This is a genomic window from Streptomyces sp. NPDC054961 (assembly GCF_053609145.1).
The window spans coordinates 1-22,022 of sequence record NZ_JBSGWY010000072.1; the positions used below are offsets into that span (position 1 = coordinate 1).

The 22,022-nt window shown below is 68.5% G+C and carries 14 protein-coding genes; 9 read left to right on the plus strand and 5 right to left on the minus strand.

Annotated elements, in window-relative coordinates; all coding sequences use genetic code 11:
- A partial coding sequence (locus ACWF9Z_RS35230) for a transposase (protein WP_453609517.1) occupies positions 1 to 595 on the minus strand: 595 nt, incomplete at its 3' end.
- 114 nt (positions 596 to 709) lie between these two features.
- Between ACWF9Z_RS35230 and ACWF9Z_RS35235 the strand changes: the two genes are divergently transcribed.
- The 4 genes from ACWF9Z_RS35235 to ACWF9Z_RS35250 all read left to right on the plus strand — a co-directional run bounded on the left by ACWF9Z_RS35235 (position 710) and on the right by ACWF9Z_RS35250 (position 3,684).
- On the plus strand, positions 710 to 1,609 hold the full coding sequence (locus tag ACWF9Z_RS35235) for an IS3 family transposase (protein WP_453609519.1): 900 nt from the start codon (positions 710 to 712) through the stop codon (positions 1,607 to 1,609).
- 330 nt (positions 1,610 to 1,939) lie between these two features.
- Positions 1,940 to 2,485, plus strand: a complete 546-nt coding sequence (locus ACWF9Z_RS35240; RefSeq protein ID WP_453609521.1) for a hypothetical protein — start codon at positions 1,940 to 1,942, stop codon at positions 2,483 to 2,485.
- Between the two features lie 118 nt (positions 2,486 to 2,603).
- A complete protein-coding gene (locus tag ACWF9Z_RS35245; RefSeq protein WP_453609538.1) occupies positions 2,604 to 2,777 on the plus strand; it encodes a helix-turn-helix domain-containing protein in 174 nt (57 codons plus the stop codon).
- Positions 2,716 to 3,684: an IS630 family transposase gene (locus ACWF9Z_RS35250; protein WP_453609522.1), complete on the plus strand. Its 969-nt coding sequence runs from the start codon at positions 2,716 to 2,718 to the stop codon at positions 3,682 to 3,684. The genes ACWF9Z_RS35245 and ACWF9Z_RS35250 overlap by 62 nt, the downstream gene beginning before the upstream one ends.
- Positions 3,685 to 3,968: 284 nt before the next feature.
- Here ACWF9Z_RS35250 and ACWF9Z_RS35255 read toward each other — a convergent pair whose 3' ends face one another.
- From ACWF9Z_RS35255 to ACWF9Z_RS35265, 3 genes are all read right to left on the minus strand, one after another.
- On the minus strand, positions 3,969 to 5,021 hold the full coding sequence (locus ACWF9Z_RS35255; protein WP_453609524.1) for a ricin-type beta-trefoil lectin domain protein: 1,053 nt from the start codon (positions 5,019 to 5,021) through the stop codon (positions 3,969 to 3,971).
- 94 nt (positions 5,022 to 5,115) lie between these two features.
- Entirely contained in the window at positions 5,116 to 10,695 is a 5,580-nt protein-coding gene (locus ACWF9Z_RS35260; protein WP_453609526.1) for a PA14 domain-containing protein, read from the minus strand.
- A gap of 723 nt (positions 10,696 to 11,418) precedes the next feature.
- Positions 11,419 to 11,622: a hypothetical protein gene (locus ACWF9Z_RS35265; protein ID WP_453609528.1), complete on the minus strand. Its 204-nt coding sequence runs from the start codon at positions 11,620 to 11,622 to the stop codon at positions 11,419 to 11,421.
- A gap of 94 nt (positions 11,623 to 11,716) precedes the next feature.
- Here ACWF9Z_RS35265 and ACWF9Z_RS35270 point away from each other — a divergent pair, with 94 nt between their 5' ends.
- The 4 genes from ACWF9Z_RS35270 (at position 11,717) to ACWF9Z_RS35285 (ending at position 19,241) form a co-directional block, all read left to right on the plus strand.
- Complete coding sequence (locus tag ACWF9Z_RS35270; protein ID WP_453609530.1) at positions 11,717 to 12,508, plus strand: FHA domain-containing protein; 792 nt, start codon at positions 11,717 to 11,719, stop codon at positions 12,506 to 12,508.
- Position 12,509: 1 nt separating this feature from the next.
- Entirely contained in the window at positions 12,510 to 16,016 is a 3,507-nt protein-coding gene (locus ACWF9Z_RS35275; RefSeq protein ID WP_453609532.1) for a WD40 repeat domain-containing serine/threonine protein kinase, read from the plus strand.
- 1,084 nt (positions 16,017 to 17,100) lie between these two features.
- Positions 17,101 to 18,081 carry a phosphatase PAP2 family protein gene (locus ACWF9Z_RS35280; protein WP_453609533.1) on the plus strand — a complete coding sequence of 327 codons (981 nt, stop codon included), beginning with the start codon at positions 17,101 to 17,103 and terminating at the stop codon, positions 18,079 to 18,081.
- Between the two features lie 443 nt (positions 18,082 to 18,524).
- Positions 18,525 to 19,241: a dienelactone hydrolase family protein gene (locus ACWF9Z_RS35285; RefSeq protein ID WP_453609540.1), complete on the plus strand. Its 717-nt coding sequence runs from the start codon at positions 18,525 to 18,527 to the stop codon at positions 19,239 to 19,241.
- A gap of 137 nt (positions 19,242 to 19,378) precedes the next feature.
- Here the strand turns inward: ACWF9Z_RS35285 and ACWF9Z_RS35290 are convergent, their stop codons facing one another.
- The gene (locus tag ACWF9Z_RS35290) at positions 19,379 to 19,900 is read right to left on the minus strand and encodes an SMI1/KNR4 family protein (protein WP_453609535.1); all 522 of its coding nucleotides are present in this window, start codon (positions 19,898 to 19,900) and stop codon (positions 19,379 to 19,381) included.
- A gap of 599 nt (positions 19,901 to 20,499) precedes the next feature.
- Here ACWF9Z_RS35290 and ACWF9Z_RS35295 point away from each other — a divergent pair.
- Complete coding sequence (locus ACWF9Z_RS35295; RefSeq protein WP_453609536.1) at positions 20,500 to 21,612, plus strand: ABC transporter substrate-binding protein; 1,113 nt, start codon at positions 20,500 to 20,502, stop codon at positions 21,610 to 21,612.
- Positions 21,613 to 22,022 lie beyond the last annotated feature (410 nt).

The window sequence follows — 22,022 nt, forward strand, 5'->3', positions numbered from 1 at the left end:
CGTAACGCCGACTCCAGGAAGGCACGTCGATCACCTGTCCCACCCAGTGCGGAGCCGCGCAGACCAACGCCTCCAGGGCAGCGCGAACCGTCTCACCGGCCAGATCCAACTGGCTCAGGTCCCGCACCGCCGAGATCACGTGAGTGGAGTCGGTACGCTGCTTGCCGCCGGCCCCCACCACCCCCTGCTCGACCAACCGGGCCAGCAGCAGGTCCAGCACCTTCTCCTCCAGGCCGTGCGCGACCACCCGGGAGCGGAACTCCGAGAGCACGCTGTGGTCGAACCCCGGATCCTGAAGATCCAGCCCGAGCGCGTACTTCCACGCCAGGTCCGTGCGCACCGCCTCGGCGGCCTGCCGGTCGGTGAGATTTTCCGCCTTCTGCAGCACCGTGACCAGAGCGAGCCGCCCCGGTGACCAACCCGGCTTGCCGCGCTGCCCGAACGCCACCGCGAACTCACCGTCGGCGAACAGCTCACCGAACCGGTCACGGACCCTCACCGCGAGCGGGACCTCCCGTCGGCCCGCATACATCGCCCCGATCGCGGCAGCAATCTGCGGGTCCGGGTCCGGCCAGGGCTGCGGCTGCACCGACACCAGGTCTCCGTCCTGCAGGCAGACACCACAAGACTGCCGCAACCCCCAGAATCCACCTACGACATGACCTGCACACATGAATCCGCCGAATTAGCCACCAGGATCGGAGATGAAGTGAAGACCGCCGCTTGGGACTTCGTCTCCGCCCACGCCGGGATCTTCGGCGTCAAGCGGATATGCCGGGCGCTGGAGGTCTCCCGCTCGGGCTACTACCGGTGGATCGCCGGCGCCGAGGTGCGGGCCGCCCGGCAGGCGGACGAGGATGCCCCGGTCGCCGAGATCCGCGACATCCACGCCGAACACCACGGCAACTACGGCGCGCTTCGCGTCCATGCCGAACTACGCGGCTTCGGTCACACGGTGAACCGCAAGCGGGTCGCACGGCTGATGCGCAAGCACCAGATCGTCGGCCGCCACCTGCGCAAGAAGAAGCGCACGACCGTCCCGGACCGGCTCGCGCCGCCGGTGGCGGACCTGGTCCAGCGGGACTTCACCGCCGGCGCTCTGGACGAGAAGTGGTGCGGCGACATCACATACGTGCAGGTCGGAGCCACGTGGCTCTATCTCGCCTCCTTCATCGACATCCACTCCCGCCGCGTGCTCGGCTACTCGATGGCCCCGCACATGCGAGCCGGGCTCGTCATCGACGCGCTCCAGGCCGCGGTCACCGCCCGCGGCCGCAACGTCACCGGAGTGATCTTCCACGCGGACCACGGATCGCAATATACGTCGGCCGCGTTCGCGCAGGTCTGCGACCGGTACGCCATCCGCAGGAGCATGGGCAGAGTCGGCTCGAGCTACGACAACGCCCTCGCCGAGAGCCTCTGGCAGGGCCTGATGCGAGAGACGATGCACGGGAAGCTGTCCTCGACCATGCAACAGGCGAGACTGGCGATCTTTCAGTGGCTCACCTACTACAACGCCCGCCGACGCCACAGCGCGCTGGGCTACCTCTCTCCGATGGAATTCGAACAACAGCACCACAAGACAGCTAAACTCCAACTCGCAGCATGAACCCCTGTGTCCACACTCCGGGGGTCACCTCATGCCACGGCAGCCCCCGGGAGTAGGGCACCCGCCGTGTTTGTGGTCGTGAGCCATCGCCGGGCCGGGCGGACCCGAGCGCCGAGAGGGAACTCGACCGCGTCCCATGTCGTCTCCGTTCGATGATCGCAGGTACTCTACGCAGCCCGCCGAGGAACGGAGCGGTTCATCCACGCTGACGATCCGGGCCGCAATCACGTTCGGTCGATCTGATGTGCTGCCTCTCGCGATGTGGAGGGGGAAATCAGCTCCAGGGTTCACGATTGTAGAAAATACTTCCCAATCCTCGAAGGAGAAAAAGTGACGGACTGGCCGCAGAAGATCTTGGACTTGGTTTGTTGGGACTCGCTTTCCCTTGATATCTCCTGGGGGGATCTGGAGGGGGAGCTGGAAACTCCCCTGCCTGAGGATTTTAAAGTGCTCTGCGAGGCGTTCGGGCGGGGCGTCTTCTGTAGCCACGTCATCATCGCCTCATCGTTCGGCGGGGATGACCTGGCTCTTCTCGATAATCTGTTCTCCTTTCAGGATGCGATGGAAGCGAATGCGGATGTCTCTCAATCGTTCGCCCCCTTCGGTGTGTTCAGGGCAGGATCTACTGGCCTCATTCCATGGGGTAGGACGCTCACGGAAGAGTCGTTCTTCTGGCTCGCAGGTCCGACGAAACCCTCTACTTGGCCTGTCGTGACCAGGACGGACGACGGCATATGGTCGACATACAAACTCTCGACCTCGGAATTCTTGTTCAAGGTGCTCTCCGAGCTCTATGAAGAGTTCGGAGTCCTACCTGGTTCCGATCTTCGCTATGAAGTATTGATCCGAAACGGTTGGGGTTCTGGGTCGTTGTAGTGGTGTGAGCGATCTGGTGGGGGACGCGCGGCACCTGTCGCCGACGGCGCAGGAAGCGTTGCGGCTGCGGGCGGTGGCCGCGCTGGTGGAGGGCCGCGACCGTGCGGAGGTTGCGGCGGTGTTCAGGGTCTCGCTGAAGGCGGTGGACGGCTGGTGGGCGAAATGGCTGGCCGGCGGGCGTGATGCGCTGACCGCTCGCCCGCGGGGCAAGCGGGTGGGGCGAGCATCAGGTGCTGTCCGAGGCCGAGCAGGCGGCCCTTCGCCAGGCGGTACTCGATCACCGCCCTTGTGACCTTGGGTTATCCGGGCAGCTGTGGACGCGTGGCCAGGTCGGCGTACTGATCGCGAAGTTGTACCGGGTGCGGCTGACCGAGCCGGGGGTGGGCAAGTACCTCAGGCGGTGGGGGCTGTCGTTCCAGCGGCCCGACAAGCGGGCGATCGAGCAGGACCCGGAGGCGGTGCGGGTCTGGCTGGAGGAGACCTGGCCGGCGATCCGCGCGAAGGCGAAGGCCGAGGGCGGCGAGGTCCTCTTCGCCGACCAGGTCGGCATCCGTTCCGACCAGGTCAGCGGCCGCACCTGGGGCGAGCGGGGCCGCACCCCGATCGTCCGGCGGACCGGGAACCGGATCTCCGTGAACGCGGTGTCGGCGATCAGCACGAAGGGCCGCATGCACTTCATGGTGTTCACCGAGAGCTTCGACGCGAACGTGATGTGCCGGTTCCTCGGCCGCCTCGCCGGCCACTTCGACCGCAAGATCCACCTCGTGGTGGACCGGCATTCAGCCCACCGGTCCCGCACGGTCCGCGACTGGCTGGCTGATCACGCCGACCAGGTCGAGCTGCACTTCCTGCCGTCGTACTCGCCCGAACTCAACCCCGACGAGCTCGTCAACGCCGACCTCAAACGGAGCCTTCCCGCGAGCAGCAAAGCCCGTACCCAGGCCCAACTCGCCAGCGAGGCACGACGGTTCTTCCACCGCCGTCAGCGCCAGCCGCACATCGAACCGCGGCTACTTCCACGGCCCGCACGTCCGCTACACCCTCGGAGAGAACCCTTTGAGTTTCTGATCAATAGCTCCCACGGAGGACGCGTTGCAGGCGGCATTCGACGCGCGCTGAGCATTTCCGCCTCGGATCAGGGCGCCCATTCCGTCTTCCGAATCACGGGCCGAGCCATAGGCGGATGGCTGCTGCGGTGACGGCGGGAGCTGTATGCCGTCAGGCCGGACCGGGACCGCCCGAGACCCTCATCGGTGCCCTGCGGTGATCGCTCCACCGGCCACCGCGCTGCCCCGACGCCGGCAGGTGCGGATCCAACCGGCCCCACTCGGCATGCGCCAGATCACCCCGCCCCATGCCGGGAGCAACGAGCCGGGCCGGTCGTCCGGTAGTGACGTGATCCGCCGGACAGGCCCTGGCTTCTCTTGGCCGCGGCGGCCCCATGCCTGATGGGGCCACCGCGGCCAAGTCCAGTCGGGCGCCGTTACACCCCGGCGCAGTTGGTGAACGTGGGCCTGGTCCGGGCGCTGTAGATGCTCGCGCCGCCGTTGACGTCGTACGTGAGGGGCACGGTGATGGTGTCGTCGGCGGTCCACGGGAAGCCCTGCGCGTCGAACGTCCAGGTTCCGGTGGCCTTGGTGGCCAGTTCGGACAGCGTGACCCACCCGTACTGGCGCGGGGGCACGCTCACGGTCAGCTTGTTGCCCATTTCCTGTTTGAGGTCCACCGTGGTCTGGCCGGTGACCTCGGCGGTGACCGTGAGCGTGAGGTTGGCTACACCGATGGTGCCCCCGACACGCAGGCTTCCCCCCAGTTTGATGCCGATGCTGTTGCTCCACCCCGTGGTGGTGGTCAGCGAGAACTCCCACGGGATCGTGGTCGAGGTGTCGTTGAACCAGATCGGGGAGACGCACGTCTCCGGCAGCGTGAACGGCGGTGTCTGACTGGTCGTGGACCACACGCAGGTCGCGGTGTCCCTGTTGCAGCGGCCGGCCGCGTAGTCCACGGCGGCGTTCCACGCCGTCTGGTAGACCGCGGCGGGCAGCGTCCACTGCTGCAGCGGCGTGTTGTCGCAGCGGTAGGTGTACACCCAGTTGTCGGTGTTGGGAGGTATCTGGACGGTCAGGCAGGTGTTGTCGCCGACCTGGCGGACCCTGAACGCCTTCTGCGGCGATCCGGCGACCGGTTGCAGGTACCACTGTTCGGACGCGCGCCCGTCACAGGGCTGTTGCCTCAGCTGGTAGCGGGGGGTGGTCAGGTCCATGCACTTTCCGGTGGTGTCGTTGACGATGGCGAACCCCGAGCCGAGGCTGGTGCCGGTGTTGATGCGCCACGTCGTGGCGGACCCCGGCGCCGGGTTGACGGAGATGGCCGCGTTGTCGTCGTAGGTGCCGTTCTGGACGTCCAGCAACTTTCCGTTGCTGACGTTGGAGAACGTCAGCTGGATCAGTGCCGAGACCGACGTGCCGCCCTCCTCCCGCGCGGCGGCGGGGGACACCATGACCCCCACGGCCGCGCACAGCACGGCGATGACCACGGTTGCCCTGCGCCACAGTGTTCTTCGATGTATCGGCTTCTGCGTTGCCACGCGTGCGATCCCTTCGCTCTGTGTAAGTCTTCCTCTCTCCGCGCTAGTTGCTCAACTTGTTCCAGATTTGCCTCCCCTTCGTGTAGACGGCCGCGCCTCCGGCCACTACCGGCAAGAGACCGGTCGGATCGGATGCGGTGGCGTCATGTGCATGAGAAACGCTCTCCAGCGTCCGTGTGCCGGCCTCGGCTCGGGTCTTCGTCTCGTCGACGTTGGATTTCAGTTCGGTGGCGTTGTGGCCCGCCACGTCATTCGCCGTGTTGCCCGGGCAAGTGCAACGTGAGGGATTCGCGTAGGGGTTTCCGGTGACCCCGTGCACGGGGCACGCGGTGTTGTGGACCAGGACGCCGGTGACACCAGCCCGGACGAGGTAGGTGTGGATGCGGCTGACACTGAGGTTGTAGACGGTCTGGTCGGCGACATCGCCCCGGTCGTGCACCGAGGTGACCCGCACGACGCCGGACGCGTCACGGACGAGGTCCCCGGTCCTGATGTCCCCGGCGTCGACCCAGCCGAGACCCTCGACCCAGAGGGGATGGCCGGCCGTGGCGGTGATCGTCGCCGACAGGGGTCCCCCGAGACCGATGTCGATCAGGTGTTTGGTGCCCTGGCCGGTGATCACCGCGGCGACGGGTTCTCCGGCAGTGGCACCGGTGGCGGGGTCGGTGGCCCGGACCAGATCGCCCTCGTGGACATCACTGATCGGTTTGGTGGTGCCGTCGGCCATCACCACCTGGGTTTCGGGGGTGAAGGAGTTGCACTTCTCGGCGGCCTCGGCGGCCTTTCCGACGGTCGAGGCCTCCTTGCCGACGGACTTGGCGACCGTGCCGGCGAGCTTGCCGCCGGGGATCATGCCCAGCGCGTCCATCGCCGCGGCCTGCTTGTTGCCTTGCGCGAGCTGCCCGGCCACGGCCACCCCGGAGGCGACCGTGCCGATCGGCCCCGGCACGAAGGACGCCACTTCGGCCGCGGTGGTCGCGACGTGGACCGCCTTCTTCCAGCTGAAGGTCCCGGCGAGATCCAGGCCGTTGACCGGGTCAGCGTTGACGTAGTCGTAGCTGTTGGCCGAACCCCCCGAGACCGGGTCGACCTGCAGGAACCGGCCCAGGACCGGCACGTAGACGCGTGCGCCCATCTCGATCGCCTGTTGGCCGGCCAGGTGCTCCACCGGCCGCTCGTGCTGACCCAGCCAGCCGAAGTCCATGCCTCCCGCGGCGGTGGCGGGAATCGGGATGTCGCCGAAAGCACCGGTGGCCGGATCGATGTTCTGCCCGAACGGGTCGTAGAGGTGGAGACTTCCGGTGCGGGTGGCGGCCCCGTCCGCGGTGAACAGCACGTCGCCGTGGATGGTGGGGTAGGACCAGTTGGTGGTGGCCTTCTGGTCGTAGTTCTTGGTCAGCAGGACGCCACCGGGCAGTGCCACGATCCGCTGGAGCAGGCCACCGTCCTTGTCCAGGACGAGGTCCGCGGCGTCGTGCTTGGAGCTGTAGGAGTAGCGGGTGGTCCCGTTCTGCGATCCATCGGCGGAGCCGGTGATCGTGCGGGCGGTCAGCCTGTCGTCCGGGTCCCTGGTGTAGGAGATCGCGGTGCCGGACGCGGTCGTCGTACGGACGTGCCGCTTGGTGGAGTCGTAGCCCAGGGTGTCGCCAGCGAGCTTGACCGTGTCGCCGTGGCTGTCGTAGGCGAACGAGAGCGCGGTGCCGCCGCTGGTGGAGATCAGCCGGTCGGCACCGTCGTAGCAGTAGGCGGTGGTGACCGCGGCGGCGCCGTTGAGGCTGTCGGTGGAGGCAGTGCGGCTGCTGTTCAACCCGGCGGCCCTGGCCGGACCACACCCCTCGTCCGGGTCGAACCGGTAGGTGAGCTGGTGGTGCGGGACGGTCGCCGCGACGAGCCGGCCCACCGCGTCGTAGGAGTAGGAATAGTTCGCGGCGGTCCTGCCGTCCTCGGTCACCACGTCGTCGGTGATGCGGTCGTCGCGGGAACGGGTCACCGAGTCGACCACGGTGGACGAGGCGGTCTTCCACGTAAGGGCTGTGGGCTTGCCCGAGGCGTTGCGTGCCAACGAGTCGAGGCGGGATCCGTTGCCGTAGGCGACACCGGCCAGCTCGGTGGCGGCGTCGTAGGCGGGGGTCGCGACGGTGACCCCGTCCACCTTGACGTCGGTCAACTGGTTGGCCGTGCTCCAGGCGTACGCCACCGTGCTGGACACGCCCTTGACGGTGGTCGTGTCCCTCGTCAGCCGTCCGACCTGGTCGTAGGTGGCCGTGGAGGTGACGCCGTTGGCGTCGGTGTAACTGATCTCCTGGCCGAGCAGGTCGATCCTGGTGGCGATCGACCCGTTCTCATCGGTCACCTTCGAGGCGAGCGGATCGCCACCAACGGCGTAGTCGGTGACGACGGTGCGCCCCGGCAGGTTCCCGTACGCGGGAGCGGTCTTCTTGACCACCCGTCCGCGCACGTCGTAGCTGGTGCAGGTCCACGCCTCGTCGTTGGCACGCTGGGCCACGACGCGGCCGGCCTCGTCGTACACCGACTCGCCCGTGATGGCCGGGCCGTCGCCCGGCTTGGCCCCGGAGGCGAACTTGACCATGCCGGCCTGGTTGGCGGCCGGTGCGTTTGCGGCGCAGGGATTCTTACGGGTCTCGGTGTCGCCGTAGTAGGTGGTCGTGTTGCGCTTGTCGGGGTCGGCGATGTCGCCTGCGGGCATGGCCGTGGACAGTTTGCGCAGGTACCCCGCGCCCGGCTGCTCATAGCGGATGCGCGCGGTCAGTCCCAGACTGCCGGGATCGGCCGTAGTGGACACCGGGAGCCCGTACACCGGGTCGATGCCCGCCGTCGGGTCGGAGTAGCTGCTCGTGCTGCGCTTGGACGGGGCTCGCTCCTTGTCGCCGCCGGAGGTGTCGTCGGTGGTGGAGCTGGTCGCCCAGCCGTAGCGGGGTGCGAGGTTCGTGCCGGGGACGTGCGCCGGCGCGTCGGCGCCGGGCGGGGTCCAGGTGAAGGCCAGCGCCCCGGTCGTGCCGGAGCGGTTGTAGTAGTCGATGCGGACGCGGTGGTGGCTGCCGGCCGTGGTGTTGGTGTACGTGCCGGTGACCGCGGCGGAGGGTTTGTCGCTCCAGCTGTCGACGGTCAGTACGTCGTCCACCCACAGGCGCACACCGTCGACCGCGGTGAACCCGAGACCGTATGCGCCGGTGGCGGGCAGCTGGATCTCTCCGGTGAACCGCCCCGACCAGCCACTGGTGTTCGTCACCGGCGGGCTCGCTCCCCATGACCGGGACAGCGCCCCGTCACTGGCGCCTACACCGGTGGCGAAGGTGGTGGGAACACCTGACAGCTCCGGGTTGTTGTAGAAGGCGGCCGAGAGCCCCGCGATCCCCTCGTCGTAGCTGGTGTGGCTGTGCGGCATCTTCGCCGCGCAGGCGGGTGTCGGGGTCTGGCCGTTGAAACAGGCCGCCGGTGCGGGGCCGTACTTGTCGGTGGGGCGGTCGGCATGGTCGTAGACCGTGGTGGAGCGCCGGCCGGCGCTGTCGACCGCGCCGGTGGCCTGGTCCTTCGCGTTCCACTCGGCGGAGATGGTCGCGCCGGTGAAGTCGGTGGTGACCAGGGCGCGGCCCGCGTCGTCGTACGTCACGGTGCGCGAGCGGGTGGAGTCGTACACCCCGGCCAGGGCCACGGTGGCCTGCTTGCGTTCGAGGTAGTACTGGTAGAAGTGCTCGGCCCGCAGTCCGCTGGAGCGGCCGTCCGGGGCCGGCGCCAGCACCTGGACCGCGCGCAGGGCCGGCGGTTCCTGGGGCTGTTCGATCACGGAGTCGTAGCCGATCACCGTGCACGCGGCCGCCGTGTCACTGTTGTTGGTGCACCCGTTCTCCTCCGACGGGGCCTGGCGGGCCACCCAGTCGTAGGCCAGGCTGCCGCGGAGGGTGGCCAGCGGCCCGATGCTGTCCAGGGCCTTCTGCTTCTCCTCCTCGTTGTCGCCGGCCTCGTCGTAGCGCTGTTTGGCCGAGGCGCGGCCGACGTAGTCGAAGTCCTGCATCGCCGCGCCGGGGTTCTCGATCCGGGCGAGGGTGCCCATCTGGTACCACAGCCGGGTCTCGCTGCCGTCCCAGTAGCGGATCCGGCACAGCATCTGCGCGGGGGCCTGGTCCGAGCCCGGTGGGCGGGAGGTCCCGCCGTAACAACTGTCACTGCCGTCGGTGTTGTAGAAGAGCTGGTGAGACCGGCCTGAGACCGGGTCCTTGATCCGGGTCAGGCGCGGTGGGCTGCCGCTGTAGACGTACTGCAGGGCGGCGGGCTTCTTGCTGTCCAGTACCGATTCCACCGCCGCGAGCCTGCCGTCGGCGTTGAACACCGACACCGTCTCGCCCTCGGTGACCGTGATCTGACCCTTGCTGTCGAAGGCGAGTACGCCGTCCTCGCCCACCGGCGGCGTGTAGCCGGCCGTGGACGCCTTGGCCCAGGTGTGCTTGCCGCCCGCGGAGTCGGTGAGCACCACCGATCCGTCCAGCATCTCGGCGTGGCTGTACCCGCTGGACTGCGCCGACAGCGTCCAACCCGACGGCAGCGACTGCGAGTCCGAGGAGAACAGCCACTCCGTCGGCACGATCCGCGGTTGCAGGTTGTGGGTGCGCTCCTCATCGGAACCGGTGCTGCTCTTTGCCCACAGCACCATGCGGGGGCGCTGGTCGCTGTGGTGGTAGAGCTCGACGCGGATCGGCACCAGTTGACCGGCCTTGAGGGAGACTTCCTTGTCCTGGTGCGCGCCGGGCAGCAGGAAGCCGTCACCGGGATCGGCGGGGCCGGGGTTGTCGTAGACGAGCTTGTCGCCCACCCATACCCGCGCGCCATCGGTGTGCGCGCCCGCGAACTGGAAGTCACCGGTGACCGCGGCTTTGAACTGGCCCTCCCAGCGCACGACGAACCAGTTCTTGTCCAGTGCCGGCGGCATCGGGTTGTCCCGCCAGGGCTGGTTGTCCGGGTTGCCGGTCCACGGGATGCCCCAGTCCAGGTTGACCTGCGGCTCGCCGCGCACCATCACGGGGGTCGTGTCCGGGGTGCCCGTGTGCCGCGAGTCGTTGAAGTAGGAGGCGCGCACTCCGTGCGGCGCGCCCTCCCGCGAGTTGTAGGCGAGGCTGATGCCAGCCGACCCGCCGACGGTCTGGAACGCCGGGCCTGCAGCCTCGACGTGCGCGTTGCCGTTGAACAGGTTCACCGTCACCGGCCCCAGGTGGTCGGTCGGCGCCGGTCCCGGATCGCCCACCCGCTGGTTGACCGTGAAGTGCCCGACCCACTGAGGCGGCGTCGCCGTCGTCGAGCCGGCCACGGCGGTGGCCGCGGTCCAGGTGTAGCGGCCGCCGTCGTGCAGCACGTGCTTGGGGACCGTCCACTGCGGCTGGTCGAGGCACCCGGAGTCCACCACGCTGCCCGAGCGGCCGTCGAACCCGGTGGAGATCTTGAAGCAGTACAGGAACCCGTCGCCCACCGGCTCCACCTGCAACAGCGGGGTCTCGCTGCCCACCACCGCGCCGTCAACCGGGGCGACCGGACGGGTCTGCGGTGCGGGGTCGGCGTCGGCGCCTCGCACCGACCTCCGGGCGTCGAGCCGGGGGTGCTCGCCGGTCGCCAAGGGCGCGAAGTCAGCCTTCGGCTGCTTCGGTTCGGCTTGCGTTCCCTGTGGCCCCTGCGTTCCCTGTGGCCCCTGTGGCCCCTGTGGCCCCTGTGGCCCCTGTGGCCCCTGTGGCCCGTGCGGTCCCTGCTTGCCCGGAGATCGGACCGACAGGAGCGGCAGGTTGCGCGGCACCTTCTTCGGAGCCGCCGACGCCGCCGACGCGGAGGGTGTACTCCCCGCCTGCGCCAGTGAAACCACCAAGGCAGTCGCCAGCGCGAAGACGATCATCCGTAGCCACGACCGCGCGGATAATCGCGCTCTACCGTTAACCCCAGGCACCAAAACCCCTCCAACTTCGTGGACGTCCGCCGGAACGCGATCGTCCGTCCCTCCACTGCCGCGGAGGGGGGCGTGTTCCGGGCCGAGCTGGGAACCTAGCGGCCGACCGGGGTGCCTGGATTGGATAAAACTGACTTACCATCAGCTGGGTCGGACGGTCACCGCTGCGCTTGTGCATGCCGCTCGCTCGCCCACTGGTCACGCCGCGACGTCGCTGACGGCGGTCGGCTGTTCGTGGGCGCCGCCTTGGTGACTGCGGGTGCTGTTCGCGAACTGATGACCCGCCGCCTCACCCACGAATCAATCCACACCGACCTGGCGAGGAGCGTGAACCATGTTAAGTGCGCATAACGGGGCGAAACGACGGGTCACAACGTCCTCTGCCTGGCGCGCGCGATCGTGTTACCCGTCCTGACCGCGCTGGTCGTGGTCGCTGTGCTCCAGGACCGCCAGGACACTGCTGGCGGTCCAGCTCAACACCGCGTTGAGGAGCGCGTGGAGACCGTTTCCGGAATCGCCTGCGGTGAAGTCGCTCACCGCGAGCGCGTTGAATGCGATACCGAGCGCGATACCGACGGCTGTGTACAGCTTTCGTGGCTTCATCATGAGCTCATGGCAGCATCGCGATTCCGGGACCGGTCCCGGGGGCCAGGGCCCTACGGTGACTGCAGTGGGGCCGGACGCAACGGGGGAGTCGGAAATGCCAGACAAGATCTTCAGGGCCCAGATGCTTCCGCCGGAGATGCCCAGCTTGGCCGACGGACTGCCGGTGGCGCCGCCCGGGACCATCTTCGTCAAGGCCGCGGCAGGCGGGTACGCGGTGCCGCGGCGCAAGTTCACGCTGCACTTCGGGCGTGCCGTGCGCGATGTTCACGTGCTCGTGGGTGCCGGTGACGCCCACGTGAGCCGACTGCACGGCGTCTTCACCTGCGACGGCGGCCAGTGGTGGCTGCGCAACGAGGGCCGGCGCCCGATCCAGTTCCCGGGCGAGGGCATGGTGCTGCGCGGCCACGAGCTGCCGATGCCGGCTGGCTACACGCCGCTGACCATCGAGACGCCCCACCGCAAGGCGCACCTGATCGAAGTGCACGTCGTCGGCGGGCCCTGCCCGGTGCCAAGGGAGGACGCGCAGACGCCGACGGACACGGAGGACGTCCATGACCTCAAGCCCGTCGAGCGGCTCGTGGTCACCGTGCTGGCCCAGCAGTACCTGCGTCGGGAGCCGTATCCCACGCCGGTGTCGTGGAAGCAGCTCGCGCACGATCTCAACCGGGTGGCGCCGTACCGGCGGTGGACGGACAGCGTCGTCGACCACGTGATCGCCGATCTGCGCCTGCGCCTGTCCCGCGGACCGGACGCGGTCCGCGGGCTGCTGCGCGAGGAGGTCGGCGAACCCGTCGGGAACACGCTCAACGTGAATCTGATCGAAGCACTGCTGAAGAGCGCCACCCTGATCCCCGACGATCTCGACGCGCTCGGTGAGGAGCTCTGACATGCCTGGCACCGGCCACACATGGCAGCCCGGCGAGCTGATCGACGGCCGCTACCGCCTGACGGCCCTGGCCGGTGCGGGCGGAATGGGCTTGGTCTACCGTGCCAGACACCTGCTGTGGGGCGTCGACCTGGCAGTGAAACGCCCCCGCCTGGATGCCGAACTCAGTGCTGAGCAGATCGCGGCGTTCACGCGGGAGGCGGAGACCTGGGTCTCGGTGGGCCTTCATCCGAACGTCTGCGGATGTCACTACGTGCGCAAGATCGACGACGTGCCCACGGTGTTCGCCGAGTACGTCGACGGCGGGAGCTTGCAGCGGTGGATCACCGAACGCATCCTCTATCAGGGATCGGTCACCGAGGCCACGCTGCGGGCCCTGGACGTGGCGATCCAGCTCGCCTGGGGACTCGGACACGCACACGATCGCGGGCTGGTCCACCAGGACGTGAAGCCGGCCAACGTCCTGCTCGACTCCGGATCACCCGAGGGCGACCTGCTCGTCAAGGTCACCGACTTCGGTCTCGCGCGCGCGAGAGCGAGCCTGTTGACCGAGTCGGGAGCGACCTGCGCCGATGATCGGGCCGACGTCAGCGTGCTGGTGAGCGCGGCCGGAATGACCCCCGCGTACGCCTCGCCCGAGCAGCGGGCCGGAAGGGCGTTGAGCCGCCGCACCGACATCTACAGCTACGCGGCGTCGGTGCTCGAAATGTTCGCGGGCAGACGCACCTGGCGTCGGGGACCTGATGCGAGCGCCGCGCTGGCGCGGTACCGCTCCGGCGCGATCGCCGAGCTGCCCATGCCGCCGGCCCTCGCCGAGCTGCTCGGCCGCTGTCTGGACCCGGAACCCGCCGCCCGCCCGGGCTCGCTGGCCGAGGTGGCCGCGGCGATCGGCGAGATCTACGGGGAGGTCGCGGGCCGCCGCTACCCACGGGTGATGCCCGTGGTCGCCGAACTCCGAGCCGACGAGCTCAACAACAGGGCTCTTTCCCTGCTCGACCTGGATCGGCTGACCGAAGCGTCGGAGACGTTCGCCGCGGCGCTGCGGACGGATCCGCAGCATCTGGTGGCCAGGTACAACGAGGGGCTGCTCCGATGGCGGTGCGGTGCGATCACGGACGAGGACTTCGTGGCCGAGTTCGAGGGCGTGCGCAGTGACGCCGGTGATCCGTGGCAGGCGCGACACCTCCTCGCCGAGATCCAGCTGGAGCGCGGCGACGTCGAAGCCGCCCGCGCGCTCGTCGCGGGGCTGGAAGACAAGCCGGAGGTCCGGGAGACCATCGAGCTGCTGCGCTCCGGACGGCTTCCGCACGCCGGGACCGTCGGAAGCACGCAGATGCCGTGGTGGACGGACGACGCTTACCTGCAAAGGCGGGACTTGAAAAGCGGCGGCTACATCGCGGCGGAGATTCCGATCCGGATAGCGGCCAGCGGTCGGATCGCACTGACCGGCGACCTGGACGGCACGATCCGGGTATGGGACCTGCTCGACGGGAGCTGTCGCCTGACGCTGCACGGGCACACCCGAAGCCTGCGGGACATCGACGTGACCCCGGATGCCCGGACGGCGGTGTCGTTCGGTGACGACAACACGATACGGGTCTGGGACGTGCGAACCGGCAGCTGCGTGCACGTCATCGCCACGGCGCATCCCGACGAGCGGCTCGTGCCCTTCTGGAGCACGGTACGCATCAGTCCCGATGGACGTATGGTCCTGTGGGGCGGCGACGGCGCGGTCCAGCTCCGGGATCTCGCCACCGGCCACCACCAGGTACTGCACGAGGGGAAGTTCGGGGGACAGATCACGCTGAGCGACGACGGACGCCGGGCACTGTTCGCCGCCGACGGCAAGCTGCACCTGTTCGAGCTGTCGCGGGGACGAGGCCGGGAGCTTCGGGTCTTCGACGCGGACGCCGGGATCCTCAGCATGGAGATCGGTCCCGGTGCGTACTTCGCGGTCGTCGGGGCGAACCACGACCGGATCCTGCGCGTCGTCGACCTGCTGCGGGGACGCATCGTCAGGGCCATCGCCGGCGCGGACTCGGTGGGTTCCCTGGCGTTGAGCGGCAACGGACAGTACGTGCTGTCCGGCGCGAGCGACGAGACGGTGCGGTTCTGGGATGTGGTGAAAGGACAGTGCGTCCGGACGTTCAAGGCCCACGAGGAGTTCGTGGAGGCGGTCTGGATGACTGGTGACGCCCGATTCGGACTCTCGGTGGGCCACGACAACGCCATTCGTTACTGGCTGCTGCCCGTCGGCCATTCCGCTCCGTATCAACTGAGCCAGCCTCGGGTCCACGCGGAACTCAGCCAGCTGAACGCGGAGATGGAAGCGCGCGTCCGTGCTGCCGAGCAGGCGCTGGCGGCCCGGGACTTCCGGTCGGCGCTCGACGCGCTGACCAAGGCGCGCGAGGTCCCCGGCTACGAGCACGCACCGCGCGTGTTGTCCGTGTGGCGGGAGCTGGGCAGGTCCACAACCCGTGCCGGGCTGCGCGGGGCCTGGGAGGCGAAGACCGTCCGGACCAACGGCAACCCCGACCTGGTCGACCTGTCCGACGACGCCCGGATCGCGGTGACGGGCGGCCCCGACGGGGACATCAGAATCTGGAGCCGCGACGAGGGCAGGGTCACCCGGGAGATCAAGGCGCATGCCCCGAAACCTCCGTATGAGCGGGTCGGGATCACCGGGCTCTCTCTGAGCGGCGACGGTCAACGGGTGCTGTCCGGCGCGTCGGACGGATTCGTCAAGCTGTGGCGGGCCGAGACCGGCGAGTGCCTGCAGACGTTGGACTGTGCCCCCCTCGTGCCGACCACCGTCCGGTTCGGCGTCGATGGGCAGCAGGCGTTGATCGGAGTCAATGACGGCAGCATCGGGTTGTGGGACCTGCGCGCGGGGCGACTGCTCCAGAAGATGGCTGGCCACGGCAACATCCCCATCCGGCCCGAGGACCCGCCGATGCTCAAGGCCGTCTTGGCGCAGACGAAGCCGCAGGTCGAATGCCTGTCACCCAGCGTGGACGGCCGCTTGGCCGCGTCCGTCGGAAGCGACGGCAACCTGAGGCTGTGGCGACTGGCGGACGGCCACTGCGTGCGGACCTTCGACGGCTACCGCGGGGCCAAGGCGGTGAGCCTGAGCACCGACGGGCGGTTCCTGCTGTCCATCGGACCCGTGGACGACCGCCCGATCCGACTCTGGGACGTCGAGACCGGCGCCTGCATCCGAGCGTTCGACGTAGACGCCGAGCACAGGCCGGTAACCGGCATGCTCACCGCGGACGGACGCTTCGCGGTATCCGCGGGAGCGGATTCCACGGTCCGCCTATGGGAGGTGGCCACCGGGAAGTGCCTACGGTCCCTGACCGGACACGAGAAAGGCGCTCTCGCCCTCGCGCTCTCGCGGGACGGGTACTTCGCGCTGTCCGCCGGACAAGATTTCACGATGAAGTGGTGGGAGCTCGATTGGGAGCTTGCCCTCGCCGATGGGTCCGGACCCTTCGCCGGGACTCGGTGAGGAGACGGCGAGCCGGGCCACGGTCCGCCCGGGGCTCCTCGGCGAGGCCGGGGCTGACCGATGACCGATGACCGATGACCGATGACCGATGACCGATGACCGATGACCGATGACCGATGACCGATGACCGGTCACCGCCTCGGTCGGGAGTTGCACGGGCCGGTCATGGCGCTGACGTGCTGCTTGACCGGTCGCGGGAGACAGATCGGCCATGCCGGGCCCGCCGGCCGGTCACGGGGGCAGGAGGTGACGCCCTCGCGGGTGAGCAGCAGGGCATCCGCCCAGGCTCACCCAGGAAGCCGTCAGCAACCAGGTCAACGCCTTCTACCAGGCTCTGACCGAGGCGACAGCTCCGACGGTGACCGGACCGCTGCCCAGCAGACGCTGCGCCAGATCCTGGAATGGCTCTGGGAGGCCGCCGCCGAACCGGCTCTTTCTGCCCTGGCAGCTCTGGGCGAGGCGATTTCCCCGGCTCAGGAAGGGGAATCGCTGCCACGAGTGTGGTGGGCGCCCGGCGGACTCCTCGGACTACTGCTGCTGCACGCCGCAGGCTTCCACACTGCCCCGGGCCATGGCCCGCACCGTCGCACCGTCCTGGACCGGGTGATCTCTTCCGGCACGCCTACCATCGCCGCACCCTGCGCCACGCCCGGCAACACCGTCCCCAGGCCGCCGACAACCCCCGTTCCCTGATCGTCGCCATGCTGACCACCTCAGGCCTCAGCGCACTGCGGAACGTCCCCGAGGAAATCTGCCGGATATGGGACCGCCTTCCGGGCCCTCGGCTGCGCGCCCACCTGCTCGCCCCGCCGCTTCAGAGACCTCCTGGCCCTGCGCCGGCGAAGGGTGTCCGCCCTGTCTTGGACTGCCACCACGATGCCATTCGGGCATTCCTGGAATGCGACCTCAACACGACGCATGGTGAATTCCGTGACGCTTTGGTGGCCGGAAGATGCTGAACAGAACAAGCATGGCTTCTCTATTCCCGCCAGCCTGGACCAACGCCAAAGGATCTTCAGGAAATCGTCAGCTTGACCGAGGGAGAATGGCTGCTCCCGGGTCCCTCCCACGTCCCCCCTATGGCGTGGTGCTGTTTTCGCTGCAGCTGCCGAGGGGGAAGAAGAAGGGTGAGAGGGTGAGGGTTGCAATTTCCACTTCGCTGAATCGAGCCCTGGTCGTTCTGGCGTCCATCTCGGTTTTCGGTCTGGTATACGCCTTGGCGGTGCGTACTCCTCAGGGACAAAGATGGGAAGGCGACGTCCTCCACGGTGCGCCGGATTTCGGTTCCCCTCCCGGAGACGCCGCGCGCGATGCGCTGGGCTCGTTCACGATGCCCTTCGTGCTGATGTGCGCGGCTCTGACTCTGCTAGCGCTCATCTGGCACGGGTTCGCCATGGCGGTGAGGGTGAGCGTAGTGACCGGCGGAAGCGCCGTGCTGTCACAGATCTTGAAACACGACGTACTGCCGAGGCCCGCCCTCGATCCCTACGCGCAGTCTTTGCACAATTCCCTGCCCAGCGGTCACGCGACCCTCGCGATGAGCCTGTGTGCCGCCCTGGTGATCTCCGTTCCGGAACGGTGGCGTCGTTGGGTCGCGGTTCCCGCGGTCGCATGGGCGACGTCCTTCGGGGTGCTCACGGTCGTGGCGAAGTGGCACCGGCCGTCGGATGTGCTCGCCGCGCATGCGCTCGTCCTGACCCTCACGGCTGCGGCACTGCTCGTCCCCTCCAGCCCGAGGTCGCAGACCTCCCGCCCGCGGGTGCCGTTCGCGCGTACGGGTTCCGTACTCGCCGCAGGTGTTCTGTTCGCGGTGCTGGTAGGTGCGGGCGCGTGGCGAACGGGGGACCCGGGAATGTGGCGCGAGATCCTGTCAGGAGCCGCGGGGCGTTACCCGGTGGACGGACTGGCCTTCGTGCAGGCCCTGGCGCTGACCACGGGATCCGGCGTCCTGTGCGGCATGGCCGTGGTGGCTGTGGCGAGAAGCCCGCGGCTCACGGCCGTCGGCGCGCCGGGGAAGTACCGTGCGGAGGCGCCGAGTGAATACGCTCGCCTCCACCCAGGCTGAGATGCCCGCAAGAGCTGAATGGGGGAAGGGCGGATCAGTCCTTCAGCGGTTCGTCACACCGGAATCCAGTCCCACGGCGGACCGGACCGCATGCCTTCTTCCACGGACAGTATGGGCTTCCATTCCCAGCGGCCCGGCCGCCCGGTCGCTCTTGGTGCAGCCGCCAGCGACGTCACCCGGCCGCCTCGGCGTCGACGGTGGCCAGCGACGTGTCAACCACGCTGTTGTAGGCGTCACACAGCTCCAGGCGGGCTCTGTTGGAGGTGTTGGCTGCGGCCATGGGGGAGCCCGCTGTTACGGCTCCTGGTCTCCGAGGGCGTGGCGCCGCACACGCCGCCCACGAGAGCCATCGCCGCATTTGCGAGGCATACCCGCGCTGTTCTGCCAGCGGTGAACACCGGTCCGACCGAGCTCGACGATCACTACGGTCCAGTCTCATGACGATGACGACGCGCACGGTCGAGTACCAGGCCGACGGTCGGACGATGATCGGGCACCTCGCCGTCCCGGCCGGTGTCGGCCGTCGGCCCGCGGTGCTGCTCGGGCCAGAGGGCATGGGGCTCAGTGACGTCGAGCGCCGTCGGGCCGATGCTCTTGCCGAGCTGGGATATGTAGCGCTGGCCTTCGACCTTCACGGCGGCCGCTATCTGGGTGACCCCGAGGAGATGCTGGCCCGTTGCCTGCCGCTGCTCGCTGATCCCGGCCGGATGCGGGGCATCGGCCACGCGGCGCTCGACGTGCTGCGCGCCGAACCGCGGACCGACCCCGACCGGATCGCCGCCGTCGGCTACGGCACCGGGGGTGCCATCGCGCTGGAACTCGGGCGCGACGGCGTCAACCTGCGGGCGATCGGGACAGTCAACGCAACCACCACGGGCCGACCGGGGGAGGCGGCGCGCATCCGCTGCCCGGTGTGGGCCGGGGTCGGATCGGATGACCCGATCATGCCGCCCGCGCAACGGGACGCGTTCACGGCCGAGATGCAGGCCGCAGGCGTCGACTGGCGCCTCGTGGTCTACGGCGGCGCCTTGCACGCCTTCCACCACCCGCCGGTCGACCACCCCATGGTCCCCGGCGTCGGCTACCACCCACGGCACGCGCAGCGAGCCTGGCACGACATCGTCGACCTGCTCGCCGAGTGCCTTCCCGTCACGGAATGATCTGGCCGGCAATTTCTCGATTCCGGGCTGCGCTCTCTCGGTTTCGTGACAGTGGTGTGAGAGATCTCGGTGATTTCACTGTCATGGGGGTGGAATGCGTGCAGGTGGCGCACTGACACGAAGCTGAGAGAGCGCGCTCAGGGGGTGGGAGTTTGGTGGTACCGGACCGTGGGGCTGGGGCGGTAGCGGCCCATGAAGGATGGGCGGTGTGGGCCTTCGACGAGGCTGAGGAGGAACTCCGTGATGGGGCCGGGCGTTTCGTGCCACTCGCCTTCGTCTGTCTCGACCACCATGCGCCAGTGGTCCGGGTCTGCTTCCTCGGGAAGGAAGGAGTAGACGGTGCCTCCTTCTTCTCCGCCCCACGGGATCAGGCCGCCGGGCTGGGGGTGGAAGGGGAACGGGTAGCGGTCAGGATCGTCGAGGTGGGACGTGCGGCCGGACGCGGGCCAGAGCCGTTCCAGTTCATCCGCCGTACCGTCCACGGGCCGGTCCATCCAGAGGAACCCGTCGACGGCGCCAGGGCCGTACAGGTCGAGGAACGCCTTGTAGTCGACGGGGAGCGGGACACCGAGGTGTTCCTCGGCGGCCTGCCAGAGGTGCGGCCGTGCCCAGCCCCAGCGCAGGCCGGCTCGCCGAACAGTTCCTTCAGTCGTTCCCAAGCGGCTGCCATCGGCCTCTCCTGGGTGACTACGTGGGCATGACCATAACCAACGCTCGCATGCGGGTACGACAGTCCGATGGGCCGGGCCCTTGTGTCCGAGGGCCCGCTCAGTGGATGCCGAGGTTGTGTGCGCGGAGCTGGCTGGCGTCGGTCACTGGTCCTGTTCGAGTCAGATGGTTGGGGCCATAAAGGGGTTGGCTCAGGACCCAGCCGAATTCTGTCCAGGGTGAGGCGAAGACGCCGGAGACAGGTGGAGCAGCGGCAGCTCGGCGGCCTACGTCAGCAAGGGCGAAGCCCGTTCGCAGCGATGTGACTAAGTGGTCGACGCCGGAAGTCCTTCGGGGGTTGACGTGAGGTCAGGGCGCATGCGGAGTGAGGATCGCAGGTTCGGTCCGGCGAGGTAGAGGCCGCAGGTGCAGTCAGGGGGCACCTGGAAATAATCGGTTGCCTATTGGCGATGGTGGTGGATGCAATGTCCGGCATGATCACCCAGGTGCGCCCGCCACGGCGAGATGAGATGAACGCGTACTACCGGGCCTTGCCGCTCTGCGCACCGGGCGGACTGCAACCGACTCGTCACAAGGGAGACGCCAACGCATGAATACGCCACCATCGCCGCCTGGGGCGGAGCGGACTGACGGATTGTCCATCCGGATCGGCGCTCTCGTTCCGCTGACTCGGCCCGGCTGGGTCGAGGCGGGCCAACACTTGCTCGCCGGACTGGAGCTGGGCGTTCGCGAAGTCAATGAAGTCGGCGGGATCGGCGGAAGACCACTTGAGCTGGTGGTCCGAGACACCGCGGCTGATCCACAGAGGGCTGCGGCGGCCGTGGACGAATTGGCCGGCCTGGGGGTGGCCGCCTTGGCGGGGGAGTATCACAGCGTCGTCGCGCGCGCCGCTGCCGGCAGGGCCGACACCCTCGGCCTGCCGTTCCTCTGCTCTTCAGCGGTTCTCGACGCGCTCACCGAACAGCCGACGGAATGGGTCGCGCGCCTCTCCCCGCCGCAGTCCCGCGGCTGGCAGGTTTACGCGGACTTCCTCCTCGGCGCGGGCCACCGTCGCATCGCCGTAGCGGCCCAGCCGAGTGTCTACTGGGCAACCGGTACCCGTATTTTGCGGGACCGCCTCGCTGCGCGTGGCGGCACCGTCGTCGAACTCGACATGAGTGCGCTCACCCCTGCGGACGTGTGCGACGAACTCGCCGACAATCGGGCGACGGCCCTTCTTCTTCTGGTCGGCCACCCGGATCCGGCAGTGCCGATCGTCAAGTCCGTCCGCGGCGACCAGCGCCTCGCCGAGATCCTGATCGGTGCTCCGGCCGGGCAACCGGAGTTCGCCGAGTGGGCGACATCGCTGGGCGACGATGGCGCCGGGGTCCCGTTCTTGCGCTACTTGCCCGAGCGCCTCAGCCCACTCGGTGCACGAGTCGAGAAGGCCCTGCTTGAGCAGCTGGGCGAAGCGCCCTCCTTCGTCGCCTTCGAGGGCTACGACACGGTCACCGTCCTCGCCGATGTGCTGCGTTCTCACGGCGCGGACCGGGCGCGCATCGCCGAATCCTGGCCGCGCGTCGCGGTCGTAGGCACCCGCGGGCAGATCCAGTTCTCCCGCACGCCGGGCATCAGCGTTTGGCAATGGGCTGGGACGCCGATCCAAGTCGTTGATCGAGATCCGGCGGAACCCGAGCGCTTTCGGATCCTTCACGCCAGCTGAGCTGAGAGAGCACGGAGGTCCGACTGCCCAGATCTGTCCAAACTTGAGGCTGTCTACCTGTCTACGTGTGCCGGCGCTGGCCCGGGGCAGCCCAGAGAAGGCCAGCAGCCGGACCGGCATCAAGATCAATCTCAGCGCCAATGACCCAGTCCGCAGGGCCGGTCCGTCATAGGTCAGGGCGCAGGCGCAGTCCAGGGCATCGTTGGGCGAGCCGGCGACGCCACAGTTGCGCGGCAGGCTGCACAACCGTCAGTGATCCACTTCACGAGATCGGCCGTTCCTCCTGCCATGCGCATACCCTGCGCCCGCCCCGTGCTGCTACTGAGGATTTCGGGTTGTCGTCGGGTGGTGACGGTTCATGATCCCTGCGGTATGCCGGTGGTATGCGTTATCCGGAGGGTGGGGGCCTG